At 62.4% G+C, this 13730-nt stretch carries 10 protein-coding genes; 4 read left to right on the top strand and 6 right to left on the bottom strand.

Annotation, left to right across the window (positions count from 1 at the left end; genetic code table 11):
- Window positions 1-447: 447 nt before the first annotated feature.
- Entirely contained in the window at window positions 448-2022 is a 1575-nt protein-coding gene (locus FYJ74_RS02605; protein ID WP_154528051.1) for an AbgT family transporter, read from the bottom strand.
- A gap of 219 nt (window positions 2023-2241) precedes the next feature.
- Here FYJ74_RS02605 and FYJ74_RS02600 point away from each other — a divergent pair, with 219 nt between their 5' ends.
- Together FYJ74_RS02600 and FYJ74_RS02595 are read left to right on the top strand one after the other, a co-directional pair.
- Window positions 2242-2892: an NERD domain-containing protein gene (locus FYJ74_RS02600; protein ID WP_154528050.1), complete on the top strand. Its 651-nt coding sequence runs from the start codon at window positions 2242-2244 to the stop codon at window positions 2890-2892.
- On the top strand, window positions 2889-3995 hold the full coding sequence (locus FYJ74_RS02595) for a M20/M25/M40 family metallo-hydrolase (protein ID WP_154528049.1): 1107 nt from the start codon (window positions 2889-2891) through the stop codon (window positions 3993-3995). The genes FYJ74_RS02600 and FYJ74_RS02595 overlap by 4 nt, the downstream gene beginning before the upstream one ends.
- Window positions 3996-4100: 105 nt before the next feature.
- Here FYJ74_RS02595 and rfbA read toward each other — a convergent pair whose 3' ends face one another.
- Window positions 4101-4988: a glucose-1-phosphate thymidylyltransferase RfbA gene (gene rfbA, locus FYJ74_RS02590; protein WP_154528048.1), complete on the bottom strand. Its 888-nt coding sequence runs from the start codon at window positions 4986-4988 to the stop codon at window positions 4101-4103.
- Between the two features lie 166 nt (window positions 4989-5154).
- Between rfbA and FYJ74_RS02585 the strand changes: the two genes are divergently transcribed.
- Entirely contained in the window at window positions 5155-5778 is a 624-nt protein-coding gene (locus FYJ74_RS02585) for a flavodoxin family protein (RefSeq protein WP_195838772.1), read from the top strand.
- A gap of 66 nt (window positions 5779-5844) precedes the next feature.
- On the opposite strand, the gene carB is transcribed toward FYJ74_RS02585, so the two are convergent.
- From carB to FYJ74_RS02565, 4 genes are read right to left on the bottom strand one after another with little or no spacing between them, the layout of a single operon-like run.
- Complete coding sequence (gene carB, locus FYJ74_RS02580; protein ID WP_154528047.1) at window positions 5845-9939, bottom strand: carbamoyl-phosphate synthase large subunit; 4095 nt, start codon at window positions 9937-9939, stop codon at window positions 5845-5847.
- Entirely contained in the window at window positions 9926-11020 is a 1095-nt protein-coding gene (locus FYJ74_RS02575; RefSeq protein WP_326830851.1) for a carbamoyl phosphate synthase small subunit, read from the bottom strand. Before FYJ74_RS02575 ends, carB begins: the two co-directional genes overlap by 14 nt.
- 58 nt (window positions 11021-11078) lie before the next feature.
- Window positions 11079-12125, bottom strand: a complete 1047-nt coding sequence (locus tag FYJ74_RS02570) for a dihydroorotase (RefSeq protein WP_154528046.1) — start codon at window positions 12123-12125, stop codon at window positions 11079-11081.
- On the bottom strand, window positions 12122-13054 hold the full coding sequence (locus tag FYJ74_RS02565) for an aspartate carbamoyltransferase catalytic subunit (protein ID WP_154528045.1): 933 nt from the start codon (window positions 13052-13054) through the stop codon (window positions 12122-12124). The genes FYJ74_RS02570 and FYJ74_RS02565 overlap by 4 nt, the downstream gene beginning before the upstream one ends.
- Window positions 13055-13263: 209 nt before the next feature.
- On the opposite strand from FYJ74_RS02565, the gene FYJ74_RS02560 reads away from it, so the two are divergent.
- Complete coding sequence (locus FYJ74_RS02560; RefSeq protein ID WP_154528044.1) at window positions 13264-13629, top strand: VOC family protein; 366 nt, start codon at window positions 13264-13266, stop codon at window positions 13627-13629.
- Window positions 13630-13730 lie beyond the last annotated feature (101 nt).

The following is a 13730-nucleotide window of genomic DNA, read 5'->3' as shown; positions in this document are numbered from 1 at the left end:
CCGGCGGCCAGCCGGAAGCGCCTGTCCGCATGAAAATCATTTTATCATACTTTGGCACTTTTTGGAGATTTTAGTTCACCCCAAAAGAACAATAACTCTCAATCCGCCAACGTTCCGCATCCGCGTAAAAACCGCGCGACACCTCATGTCGGCGCAGAATTTTCACCGCAGGACATGCTTTTGTTCCGAGTTCCTCATTTACTTAGTATGTATAATATCATACCCTCCTGAAGAAACGCAATAACTAAAATGATAAAACCTGAATAATGCGCATTTTCAATTAAAGAGACTTCATTGACAATGCAGTGACTCGAAGCGCCTTCGAAGATTCGCCTCGTGGCGTCGCAAGTTCGCGAGGGGGCGCAAAAACGTGGCGCCGTCGCAAGAGGCAGCGCCACGTTTCCAAGCCGGAATCATGAATTGTCGCTGATGAGATGACGGGGATCTCTACATCGGCGGCAGAACGCCGGCGGGCAGCGTGGCGTAGACGCCAGGTCCGATCGGCAGCCCGAAATAATCCCAGACGATGAAGAAAATGATCCAGGCGATCTGCATGAAGAACGCAATCGGCACGAGATTGGCCACGAGCGTGCCGATCTTGATGTCCTTCATGTATTTGGCCTGCGCGACGCTCAGGACCATCCAGATATAGGGACTCATGGGCGTGAAGCAGTTGGTGGGAGAGTCGCCGAGCCGGTACAGCAGCTGGGTAAAGCCGGGGTGATAGCCGAGCAGCATGAACATGGGCACGAAGATCGGGGCGAAGATGGCCCACTTGGCCGAGCCGGAGGAGACGAAAAGGTTCACGAACATCGCCAGCAAAATGAAGGCGACGCACATGGACGTGCCCGTGAAGCCAATGCCCTTGAGGAAATCGGCGCCGCCGATGGCGAGCATGGTGCCCAGCTTGGTCCAGTTGAACAGCATGTTGAACTGCCCGGCGAAGAAGCAGAACACCACGTAGCCGCCCATGGCCGCGGCCTGCTTGACCATGCCTTTGTTGAGGTCGCCGCTGTTCTTGATCGTGCCGGCGGAATAACCGTAAACGATGCCCGGCAGAGCGAAGAAGAAGAACAGAAGCGGGATCAGCCCCTTGAGCATAGGCGAACCGACAAAGGCGCGGCTGCCGTCAGGCATGATTTTGGCCAGCGGGCCGAAGAAGAAGCCGATGACCAGCAGAGCTATATAAACCAGCGCTACCCAACCGGCGCGACGAAGACCCTTTTTCTGATGGTCGTTGAGCTCTTCGATCGTGGCGTCACCGGCGCCGCCCTCGTACTTGCCGAAACGGGGCTCGACGAGCCAGGTGCAGACACCGCCGATCACGAGGGTGCACAGAAACGTGGAGGCGATCATGAAGAACCAGTTGCAGGTCACGTCGACCGTGAACGTGCTGTCGGGGATGAAGCCCTTGATGGCTTGGTTGGTCAGCCCCTGAAGCAGAGAGTCGGTGCCGGCGATCATCAGATTGGCGGTGAAACCGGCCTGAGCGCCGGCGTAGCCGTTGATCATGCCGACGACGGGATGCTTGCCCACGCCCATGTAGACGATGGCGGCCATCGGCGGGATCACGACCATGGCGGTGTCGGAAGCGATGTTGCCGACGGTGCCGAGGAACGCGATCACGAAGGGCACCAGCGCGGGAGGAACGTTTCTCATGCACTTGCTGAGCATGGCCAGAAGCAGCCCGGATTCTTCGCACATGCCGATGGCGAGCGTCATCGTGATGACGAGCCCCAGCGGCGCGAAACCGGTGAAGTTCTTGATCATGTTGTCGAGGAGCCACTGAAGTCCAGTGGCGGAGAACAGGTTCTGGGATTTCACGACCGCCTTGGCGGGATCGGAAATAGCCGGATTGATCATCGAGAAATCCGTCACGGTGAAAATGGCACCGATCACGGCGACGATCAGGAAGAGCCAGCAGAACAGGATGGCGGGCGGCGGCAGTTTGTTGCACACGCGCTCGATGCCGTCCAAAAAGCGGTCTACCCATGATTTCTTCGCTACTGCAGTGTCAGTCATGTTTCTTTGACCCCCTCAAAAAGATAAAGTGATTTGGGATAACGCCGCGCAGCCCTCTCTCGAGCGTCCTGCGCCGGTAAACCCGATCCTGGGCTCACTTTCGGAAATTATATCATACGAGGATACAAAACTACAATAACATTTTTGCATACTTTATCACACGACCTATGTTAGAATAAGACGTTTCCAAAATCCTAACGAACAGGAGAGAGACGCCTCGTGGAGTTCAAATTTTTCGGCATGAATCTGAATCTCTGGAAACTCCATTCCGTTTCGGATTATGCGCGGTTTTTCTTCTTCATGGCGGCCGGCGTTCTCGTTTTCGCCATCCTGGCGAGACGCATCGGCAAACGCCGCAACGACGACGCCGCGACGGAGCGCGTCGTCCGGAAACTGCGGCGGCTCTGCAAAAACGAAGGGATCGTTTGCGGCGCGGCTCCGCCCGTCGTGCCGCCGGGAACGGCCGACGCCCTGCTGGTTTCGCGGCGCGGGATTTTCGCGCTGCGCTGTATCGGCTGGGGGATCCGTGTTTTCGGCAGCGTCGAAAGTCCGCAGTGGCGCGTCGAGGACAACAACGAAAGACGCACCATCCCCAATCCGCTCGCGCAAGCGGGCGCGGCCGCCGCGGCGCTGAACGCCCGCCTGGCGGAAAAGAGGTTCGACGCGGAGATCCGTCCTCTGGCCGTCTTCGCCGATCCCTTCGACTCCCCCCGCCTCAGCCTCGAGGGCGGCGCCAGCGCCATCGCCTGCGAGGATCTGAAAAAATGGTATCATTCCCAGCCGGAGCTGCCCGCCCTGGACCGCTCCGCCCGGGACGAAATCATTCGGGCGCTTGCGCTTACAGAATGGAAAAAGGAGAGAAAATCATGATCAACAGCGAACGACTGGTAAAGAACTTCTGCGCCTACGCGCGGATCGACAGCGAGAGCTTCGGCGAAGGCCCCATGCAGGAACGCCTCGTCAAAGACCTTGCGGCGCTCGGCTGCGAGGTCCGCGTCGACGGCGCCGGCGCCAAAATAGGTTCCTCCGGCAACAACATTTACGCCTTTTACAAGGGCACGCTCCCTGGCGAGCCGCTGATCTACTCGTGCCACATGGACACCGTCAGACCCGGAAAAGGCGTCGCGCCCGTCGTCGAAGACGGCGTCATTTCCAGCGGCGGCGACACGATCCTCGCCGCCGACGACAAGTCGGGCATCGCCGGCATCGTCGAGGCCCTGACCGTCGTCCGCGAAAAAGAACTCCCCTGCCACGACTTCGAGATCGTCGTCACCATCGGCGAAGAACAAGGGCTGCTGGGCGCCAAGCACTTCGATTTCAGCCGGGTCAAAGGCAAGGAAGCCGTCGTTCTCGACGGCGCCGGCGACGTCGGCACGATCGTCCCCAACGCGCCGGGACAGATCAAGCTGCACGCCGTCGTCACGGGGCGCAGCGCTCACGCCGGCCTGGCGCCGGAAAAAGGCATCAGCGCCATCCAAGCGGCCGCCCGCGGCGTCGCGGCCATGAACCTGCTGCGCGTCGACGAGGAGACGACCTGCAACATCGGCACGTTCAAATCCGAAGGCGCGACCAACATCGTTCCCGCCAGAGCCGAAATTATCGCCGAAGTCCGCAGCCGCAACCTCGACAAGCTCAACGCCCAGGCCGCGCACATGCGCGACTGCCTGCGGAAAGCCTGCGACGAGCTGGGCGCCACGCTCGACTGCGAGCTGAAGACGACCTACGTCAGCTTCGCCTGCCCCGACGATCATCCGCTGATGAAGCGCCTGCGCGCGGCCTGCGAGGCGATCGGCTGCCCGGTCCGCCGCGTCGACGGAGGCGGCGGCAGCGACGCCAACGTGATGGCGCTTTCCGGAATCACGCCCGTCGTGCTCGGCACCGGCATGACAGACGTGCACACCGTCAACGAAACGATCACCGTCAAAAATCTCGAAGACACGGCCAGGCTCGTCCTGCGCCTGATGACCGACTGACCCGCGGGATTTCCGCGTCCAACCGCTGCGGCGCATAGACGAAGGCGGGGAGAAATGTTCCACGTGGAACATTTCTCCCCGCCTTCGTCTATGCGCCGGTGGAAATTATTTCTTGAACTGATGGTAAAGCTTCGTCAAATAGCGGCCGTAATTGTTGTTCTTGTCCGCCTCGCCGTATTCGCGTAATTTTTCGAGGGCGAGAAATCCGGCGCTGTAAGCCGCCTCCTCTGGACAGCAGATCATGTGATCCTGCTCGCGCTCGACGCGCGCCACGTAATTGGACGCCTCCAGCAGACTGTCATACGTGCCGGAGTCGAGCCACGCGAATCCCTGCGGAAACACCTGCAGATCGAGCTGCCCCCGCTCCATGTAAACGCGATTCACGTCGGTGATCGACACTTCCCGATCGGCGGGGATCTGCCGGCGCAGCTCGCGGGCGTACTGCATGACCTTCCCGTCGAAGAAGTACAGGCCGACGACGGCGCAGTTCGATTGGGGATGCGCGGGCTTTTCCTCGAGCGTCAGGACCTTGCCCTCTTCGCTGAAAGAAGCGACGCCGAAACGTTCCGGATCGGGCACGATGGCACCGAAAACGGTGGCGCCCTTCGTCTGCGCGGACGCCTTGCTGAGCATGGCGGGGAACCCGGAACCGTAGAAGATGTTGTCGCCGAGGATCAGCACGCAGGGATCGCCGGCGATGAAATCTTCCGTCTGGACAAACGCGTCGACCAGACCCTTGGGCTCGTGTTGAATCGTGTAATGCATCCGAATGCCGAAACGGGAACCGTCGCCGAGCAGACGCTCGAAACTGCTCTTGTCCACTGCGGACGTGACAAGCATGATGTCGCGCACCCCCGCCTTGATCAGAACCCAGATCGCGTAATAGATCATCGGTTTGTCATAAACGGGGATAAGCTGTTTATTCACGGCTAAAGTCATGGGATGAAGTCTGGTGCCGAGTCCAGCCGCGAGAATTACTCCTTTTCTGGCCATGAACGGGCCTCCTTCACAGTGATGTTCTCTTACATTATATCTAATTTTCGTAAAATATCCAGCACACAATTTTGCTTATTTTCTCCTTCCGCCTGGCAGTCGCGGGAAAACGGCGCGGAGCGTGGTACAATTTCCGCAGAGAATTTATTTCCTGGGGGGATTTCATATGAAAAAAGCGCTTTTGATCAACGGCAGCCCGCATCGGGAAGGCTGCACTTTCACCGCTCTGGCCGAACTGCAAAAGGCGTTGAGCGGCGCGGGAGTTGCCAGCAACCTGCTCTGGCTGGGTACAAAACCCATGCAGGACTGCACCTCCTGCGGCCGCTGCGAAGCGACAGGACGCTGCGTTTTCGTCGATCAAGTCAACGAAGTGCTGGACCAGCTCGACGATTACGGCGCCATCGTGGCCGGTTCGCCGGTCTACTATTCCGGGGCGACGGGACGCATATGTTCGTTTCTCGACCGTCTTTTCTATGCCGGCGGCGACCGCATGGCCGGCAAGCTGGGGGCGGCCGTGGTGTCCTGCCGGCGTGGCGGATCCACGGCTTCGTTCGAACGGCTCAATCAGTACTTTTTGATCAGCAACATGTTCGTTGTCGGCTCGCAGTACTGGAACCAAGTGCACGGCTTCACGCCCGACGACGTGCGCCAGGATGCCGAAGGACTTCAGACCATGCGCACGCTGGGGGTCAACATGGCCTGGATGCTCCGTTCCATCGAGGCCGGACAGAAAGCCGGCATTCCCGCGCCGACCTACGAGGAACACGTCTGGACGCACTTCATCGGTTAAATTTCACCGCGCATACAACATAGGGGTTTCGGCTTGACGCCGAAACCCCTATGTTGTATGCGCGGCCTATATCTTGATGACTCCCTCAAAGCCGCAGTCCACGCCGCCGATCAGGAATACCCCTTCGGGCGCGAGACGGACGACCAGCAGCCCCCCCGCCGTTCTCACGGAGATCTCGCCTTCGTCTACCAGCCCCAGTCTGGCCGCGACGACCGCCGCGGCGCAGGCCGAGGTGCCGCAGCCCGCGGTTTCGCCGATGCGGCGCTCCCATGTGCGCACCCGCAGCGTGTGGCGGTCGGCAACGCTGACGCAGCTGACGTTGGTCCCTTCCGGAAATATCCCCGCGCGCTCCATCAACGGGCCCTCCACGCTCAGTTCCGCGCCGTCGCAGTCGTCGGTCAGGATCACGCACTGCGGGTCGCCCAGCGACAGGCAGGTAATCTGATCGTCGAACCCGCCGCAGGAATAGTACTGGCTCACCACGGGGCGGCCATCGGCGTTGAGCATAACGGGCACGCGCGCGGGGTCAAAATCGGGTCGGCCGATCAGCGCCTCGACGCTGTAGATCTCGCCGTCGCGGTCGTAAAGGCGAAGCGCCTTGACGCCGTCGTCGGTTTCAATCGACAGATCTTTTTTCTTCACGTCCAGTTTCTCGTAAAGATATTTGCCCACGCCGCGCAGCGCGTTGCCGCCGATGCGGGCGCGCGTGCCGTCGGCATCGTAAAGGATCATGCGCGCGTCCGCTTTTCCCCGAGCCGGGGCGACGATCACGAGACCATCGCCGCCGACGCTGCGCCGCCGCCCGCACAGGGCCACGCTGAGGCTGGCCGGCTCGGCGATGCTCTGGCGGATCGCATCGACATAAATGTATTCGTTGCCGCCGCAACGCATCTTGACAAAATGGACAGGACGCTTGCGTTCCGGCAAATGGGCCATGTCGACGAGCTCCACGTTGTCCTCGTCATAACCGCTGACCATGCAGTCTACGAGAGCGCGGGCCGTGTCGAGGCTGGTCATGCAGGCGGCGCGGCGCTCAATCGCCTTGCTGCGCAGCACCTGAGCGTCGGCGCGCTCGCTGCTGTCGGGCGAGCTGGTCGAGAGCACGTACTGCACCCGTCCCTGATCGAGCAGATAAGGAATATCGCGATTGCCTTGACTGATCTTGCCCACCGAGGCGCTGCGAATGCCGCGGCTTCTCAGGTATTCGGCGGTGCCGCCGGTGGTGTAAAGGCGGCACCCCAGCGAAGCGAGGCGGCGGGCCAGCTCCACGATCTCGGGCTTGTCGCGGTCCTGCACGCTGATCAGCACGCCGCCCGGTTCGTGATGGCGCACGGCGTAACCGGCCGCGATCAGTCCTTTGTACAGGGCCTCCTCGAGATTTTTGCCCACGCCGAGCACTTCGCCGGTGGACTTCATCTCCGGCCCCAGCTGCACGTCGGCGCCGCTCAGCTTTTCGAAGGAGAACACGGGCACTTTGACGGCGCAGTAAGGGCTGGGACGATACAGGCCCGTGCCGCAGGGCAGATCGCGCAGCTTCGGCGCGTCGGGCGTCAGCGTGGCGAGCATGACCTGCGTGGCGATATCCACCAGCGGCAGCCCGGTGACTTTGCTAATATAAGGAATCGTACGGCTGGCGCGGGGGTTGCTCTCGATCACGTAGACCTGGTTGTTGTAGATCACGTACTGTATGTTGACCAGTCCCTTCACGCCCAACTCGAGGGCGATGCGGGCCGTGCTTTCCACCAGTTTCTCGGTGACGGGACCGGAAAGGTTCCAGGCCGGATAGGCGGCGATGCTGTCGCCGGAATGAACTCCGGCGCGCTCGATGTGTTCCATGATGCCGGGAATCAGCACGTCGGTTCCGTCGCAAACGGCGTCGACTTCCACCTCGGTGCCTTCGAGATATTTGTCGATCAGCACGGGGCCGTCGGTCCCGATGGCGAGAAGGCGCCGCATGTAATTGCTGACGCTCTCGTCGTCGTAAGCGATGATCATGTTCTGGCCGCCCAGCACGTAGGACGGGCGCACGAGCACGGGGTAGCCGACGTCGCGGGCGGCGGCAAGCGCCTGCGCCAGCGTTTCCACGCCATGTCCCCTGGGGCGGGCGATGCCGCAGCGGTTCAGAATCGTGTCGAAGCGCTCGCGATCCTCGGCGGCGTCGATGGCGTCGGAGCTGGTGCCGAGGATTGCGATACCGTTTTCGCTGAGGCATTTCGTCAGCTTGATGGCGGTCTGCCCGCCAAAGGCCACGACCACGCCGAGAGGCCGTTCCAACCGGATGACGTCCATCACGTCCTCCGGCGTGAGCGGTTCGAAGTAAAGACGGTCGGCCGTGTCGAAATCGGTGCTGACCGTCTCGGGATTGTTGTTGATCATCACGACCGTGTATCCCAGGCGCTTCAGCGCCCACACGCAGTGCACGGCGGCGTAGTCGAACTCGATGCCCTGGCCGATGCGGATCGGCCCGCTGCCGAGGACGACGATAGTCCCTTTGGAGGCGGCGAGGCCGTCATGATGGGCGATGAATCCGGCCGCTTCGTCTTCGCTGCCCGAAACCGGGGCGGCGGCGTAGAAGTAAGGCGTTTCGGCAGCAAATTCGGCGGCGCAGGTATCGACCATGCGGTAGACCGGCGCCCGATGTTTTTCCACTTTCGCGCCTGAAAGCTTCTCAATCGTGCGGTCAAGGAAGCCTGTCGCCTTGGCACGGGCGTACAGTTCGGCGGGCAACGCGCCGCCGCACTTCCGCAAAGCGCTCTCGACGGCAAGGATTTTTTTCAGTTTCCACAGGAACCAACGGTCGATCTTCGTCACGTCGTGGACATGATCGACCGAAACGCCGCGGCCCAACGCCTCGTATACGACGGACAGCCGCTGGTCGGTAGGTTCCCGCAGGCAGGCCTCGATCTGATCGTCGCCGAGCTCCTTCAAGGCAGCGAGACGCGGCGAATCCATGCCGATCTCGGCACCGCGCAGCGATTTGAGCAGCGCCTCCTCAAAGGTCGGCGCAATCGCCATCACCTCGCCGGTGGCTTTCATCTGCGGTCCCAGCGTGCGCGCGGCGCTGCTGAACTTGTCGAAGGGCCAGCGCGGCATCTTCACTACCACATAGTCCAGCGCCGGCTCGAAGAAAGCCGACGTCTTGCCGGTGACGGCGTTGGAAATCTCGTCAAGGCGCAGGCCCATGGCGATCTGCGCCGAAACCTTGGCGATCGGGTAACCGGTCGCCTTGGAGGCCAGCGCCGAAGAGCGCGACACGCGCGGGTTGACTTCGATCACGGCATATTCAAAGCTGTCGGGATTGAGCGCGAACTGCACGTTGCATCCGCCCTGCACTTCGAGCTCGCGCACGATGCGAAGCGCCGCGCTGCGCAGCAGCTGGTACTCCTTATCGGCCAGCGTCAGCGCCGGCGCCACGACGATGGAATCGCCGGTATGCACGCCTACGGGATCGAGGTTCTCCATGGAGCAGACGGCGATACAGTTATCGTCGCCGTCGCGCATCATCTCGAACTCGATCTCTTTCCAACCGGCGACGCTGCGCTCCACGAGGATCTGTCCAACGGGCGAGACTTCCAGGCCGCGGCGTGCGAGCTGCTCCATCTCCGCGGCGCTGTGGGCGATGCCTCCGCCGGTGCCGCCCAGCGTGAAGGAGGGACGGATGATGACGGGATAACCGATTTTGGCGCCGAAGTTCATGGCTTCGTCCACGCGGGTCGCAATCGCCGAGGGGATGACGGGCTCGCCGATTTTCTCCAGCATGTCCTTGAAAAGCTGGCGGTCCTCGGCGCGTTCGATCGTGTCCAGCGATGCGCCCAGCAGTCTGACGCCCCTCGACTCAAGCCAGCCGTCCCGGGCCAGCTGCATGGACAGCGTCAGCCCGTTCTGGCCGCCGATGGTGGAAAGCAGGCCGTCGGGGCGTTCCTTCTCGATCAGACGCTTCAGGATCTCTACCGTCAGCGGTTCGATGTAGACTTTGTCGGCGATGTCGCTGTCGGTCATGATCGTGGCGGGATTGGAGTTGACCAGGATCACTTCGATGCCGAGCGCGCGCAGGGCTCGGCAGGCTTGGGTGCCGGCATAGTCGAATTCGGCGGCCTGGCCGATCACGATCGGGCCGGAACCGATGATCATCACCCGTTTCAGTTTTTTATCGAGCGGCATGGCGGACGGCCTCCTCGCAATTCTTCAAAAAACGGTCAAACAGGAACGCCGTGTCCTGCGGACCGGCGCAGGCTTCGGGATGGAACTGCACGGAAAAGGCGTTGACGCCGCCGTAGTCGATGCCCTCGCAGGTGCCGTCGTTCACATTGACGTAGCTCAGACGGTTCCCCGCCGGAACGCTGTCGCTCTCCACCGCGTAACCGTGGTTCTGACTGGTGATCAGCAGGCGCCCCGTCGCCGTTTCGCGCACGGGCTGATTTTCGCCGCGGTGACCGTACTTCAGCTTCGCCGTGCGTGCCCCGCGGGCCAGAGCCAGAAGCTGATGACCAAGGCAGATGCCGAACATGGGCAGCCCCGTCTCGGCCACGGCGTTGACGTTCTCGATGATGCCGCGGTAGGAAGCGGGATCGCCGGGACCGTTGGACAGCAGCACGCCGTCGGGATGCAGGGCAAGGATCTTCATCGCCGCCGTGTCCGCCGGCACCACGGTGACGCGGCAGCCGCGCTCCGTCAGCGCGCGGGCAATGCCGCCTTTGCAGCCGAAGTCCCAGAGCACGATGTGGCGCGTGCCGTCGGGGTTGAGGATAAAGGGCTTGCCGCAGGTCACCGCATAGACGTCGCCCGACAGCCGCCGTTTCGCCAAGTCCGCCGCGAAAGCCGGCAGGTCCTCGGGCAGACGTGAGCAGACGGCGGCGTTCATCGCGCCGTGTTCGCGGATAACCCGCGTCAGCGTGCGCGTATCCACGCCGGCAAGTCCGGCTACGCCGCTTTCCCGCAGATAATCGTCGAGCGTGCCGCCGCTGCGGAAGTTCGAAGGAGCGTCGCACAGTTCGCGCACGACATACGCGCTCAGCCGCGGGCGCGGGCTTTCGAAATCCTCACGGATGACGCCGTAGTTACCGATCAGCGGAAAAGTTTGTACGACGATCTCCCCGTGATAGCTGGGGTCGGTGAGCGTTTCCAGATAGCCGGTCATGCCCGTGGCGAAAACGATCTCCGCCGTCACGTCGCCGGCAGCGCCGAAGCGTTCTCCGGCAAAAACGCGCCCGTTTTGCAGCACCAGATAGGCTTTTTCTCTCACAGGCCTCTTCCTCTTTTCTCCGTCCGCGCCGCCGCGCGGCGCCGTTTTTCGTCCACGGTCATTCGTCTTCGTAAAACGCCCGCCAGCCCGATGCGGCGCGAACCAGCAGCGTGCGCCCGGCGGCGCAGCGCCCGAGGACTTTCGCCGGCCCCTCGCCGAGGGCCGCCAGCAGCGCCTCGACGCCGCAGGGACGTCCCTGCGCTTCCCAGCCGTCCAGCAGTTCCGGCAGAACTCCGCCGAGCTTTTCGCCGCCGAAGGGGATCTCTTCGAAGGGCAGGCTCAGCCGATCGGCGCTGCGCGCGCAGTGATTGCTCACGACCGCCGTGACCAGGCCTTCGTCGAGCCCCCGCCACAGGGCGGCGCGGTCGTCGGCGCCGCGCAGCACGGGCCAGACTTTGAGCGCGCCGTCGAGGGATGCCGCGTCGTACTCGTCTTCGGTATGGATCAGGTTCATGAAGGGCACGTCGCAGGTCACGTCCTGCCCTCCGTTCCGCGCCGCGCGGATCGCTTCCAGCGAAGCGCAGCAGCTGACGCCACGCACGTGCAAGGGCACGCCCCATTCGCCCGCCAGCGTCAGGACCACCGCCACGGCGGCCGCCTCGGCCACGGCGGGGACGCCTTTCATGCCCAGCCGGTCGGCCGCGTCGCCGTCGTTGATCTGGCCCGAAGCGCACAGTTCGCTCAGGCACGGCCTCACGGCGAGGCGGCAGCCCAGCCCGGAAGCGTAGCAGAACAGCGCGCGGAGCCGCCGCCAGTCTTCGAAGCCTTCGGGCACGCAGAACAATTTTTCGCCGTCCCGCGCCATCAGACCGATCTCGGCCATCGTGCCGTCGGCGCGCAGCGCCGCGGGCAGCGGCCACAGTCCCGCGCCGTCTTCCGCCGCCAGCAGGCGGGCGGCCTTCAGCGCGCGCGGGCCGTCGCTTCCGGCTTCGGCCGTCAGAGCCGTCAGCCCCCAGCCGCCGCGGCGGGCTTCCGCGGCCAGCGCCGCGCCGCTTTTGGCGCCGGCGCGGCAGAACAGGTCGATCGCGGCGGGAATGCGCCACGCTTCCATAACTTTTTCGGAAAGTTCCAGCGTCCGCGGGTCCACTGCTTCTTGAAAACTCATCGCGCGCCACCTCCCAGGCAGATGTCGAGCAGAGCCATGCGCACCAGCACGCCGCAGAGCACCTGCTCGCGGATCAGACTCGACGGGCCGTCGGCCACCGACGAAGCGACTTCGACGCCGCGGTTGATCGGCGCCGGATGCATCACCACCGCGCCGGGACGGGCGCAGGACAGCAGTTCTTCCGTGGCTCCGTACAGCGCGTGATATTCTTTCACCGAAGGGAACAGTCCCGCTTCCTGACGCTCCAGCTGCACGCGCAGCAGGCCGAGGATGTCCGCCTGCGCGGCCGCGGCGCGCGGATCGGGCTCGTACTCCGCGCCCAGCGCATCGGGACGCGTCGGCATCAGCGTGCGCGGGCCGCTGAGGATCACGCGCGCCCCCATGCCGCGAAAAGCCTTGACGTCGCTGCGCGCTACGCGGCTATAACGCACGTCGCCGATGATCGCCAGCGTTTTGTCCTTCAGGCTGCCAAGACGCTCCACGGCCGCCGTGACGTCCAGCAGGCCCTGCGTCGGGTGGCTGCGCGCGCCGTCGCCGGCGTTGAACACCGGGACGTGCGGCACCAGCTTCTGGATGTAATGGGGCATCCCCGTCGCGGAATGGCGTACCACCAGCGCGTTGACGCCCATCTCGCACAGCGTCCAGACCGTGTCGCGCAGGCTCTCGCCCTTGGACATGCTCGATCCGGAAGCGCTCCAGTCGATGACCTCAGCGCCGGTCATACGTTCGGCGACGTCGAATGAGTTGCGGGTGCGCGTGGAATTTTCGAAGAAAAGATTCGCCACGGTAAAGCCTCTCAGCGAATCGAGCGGCCGCTTCGGCGCGCTCACGAGGCGCGGTTTCAGCGCCAGCGCGCGCTTCACGAAATCCTCGAAATCCTGCGGCACCCAGTCGTTCAGGTCGAGCAGGTTCTTGCGGTTCCAGGACATAAAACTCCTCCTTCCGGCACTGCGTTCCTTCCATCCAAATTCTGCGGCGCGTTTTTACCGACACGGATTATACTCCTCGAAACGATTTTATGCAACCGATTGCACAAACAAAAAAATCAAGACTCTTTTTCGGCTGACGTTACGTCCATTTTTTTCGCGAAAGCCGTGATAGAATGAAAAAGCCCAAACGATCCCAAGGAGGTTCCCCGATGAAATTCCATTTTGTCCACACGAACTTCAACGTCCTCGACCTGAAACGGAGCATGGATTTTTACGAAAAGGCGCTGGGGCTGAAAGAAGCGCGCCGCATCGAGGGAAACGGTTTCACGATCGTCTATCTGGACGACGGCGTCACCGATTTTCAGCTCGAGCTGACCTGGCTGCACGACCGTGCCGAGCCGTACGACCTCGGCGAGCAGGAGTTCCATCTGGCGCTGCGCGTCGACGATTTCGAAGCGGCGCACCGGCTCCACGAAGAAATGGGCTGCATCTGCTACGAGAACCATGCCATGGGCATTTACTTCATCCAGGATCCCGACCAATACTGGATCGAAGTGCTGCCCGCGCGCGGATAATCTTTCTTTCGCCGACGAAAACGGGTCGCCGCACCGCGGCAAAAACGCGAGGGCGAACGGCTGGATAAAATCCGGCCGTTCGCCCTCGCGTTTTCATTTCG

Origin of the sequence: Pyramidobacter porci (genome assembly GCF_009695745.1) — a bacterium.
GTDB classification, from domain to species: domain Bacteria; phylum Synergistota; class Synergistia; order Synergistales; family Dethiosulfovibrionaceae; genus Pyramidobacter; species Pyramidobacter porci.
Note: the sequence above shows the minus strand (reverse complement) of the source record. Positions and strands in the feature narration are given on the sequence as shown.

What these genes read in the sequence shown, in the direction of transcription:
- FYJ74_RS02595 (WP_154528049.1), top strand. Translation starts at nt 2,889, where the DNA reads ATGATCAACAGCGAACGACTGGTAAAGAACTTCTGCGCCTACGCGCGG.
- FYJ74_RS02605 (WP_154528051.1), bottom strand. Translation starts at nt 2,022, where the DNA reads ATGACTGACACTGCAGTAGCGAAGAAATCATGGGTAGACCGCTTTTTG.
- FYJ74_RS02570 (WP_154528046.1), bottom strand. Translation starts at nt 12,125, where the DNA reads ATGAGTTTTCAAGAAGCAGTGGACCCGCGGACGCTGGAACTTTCCGAA.
- rfbA (WP_154528048.1), bottom strand. Translation starts at nt 4,988, where the DNA reads ATGGCCAGAAAAGGAGTAATTCTCGCGGCTGGACTCGGCACCAGACTT.
- carB (WP_154528047.1), bottom strand. Translation starts at nt 9,939, where the DNA reads ATGCCGCTCGATAAAAAACTGAAACGGGTGATGATCATCGGTTCCGGC.
- FYJ74_RS02565 (WP_154528045.1), bottom strand. Translation starts at nt 13,054, where the DNA reads ATGTCCTGGAACCGCAAGAACCTGCTCGACCTGAACGACTGGGTGCCG.
- FYJ74_RS02585 (WP_195838772.1), top strand. Translation starts at nt 5,155, where the DNA reads ATGAAAAAAGCGCTTTTGATCAACGGCAGCCCGCATCGGGAAGGCTGC.
- FYJ74_RS02560 (WP_154528044.1), top strand. Translation starts at nt 13,264, where the DNA reads ATGAAATTCCATTTTGTCCACACGAACTTCAACGTCCTCGACCTGAAA.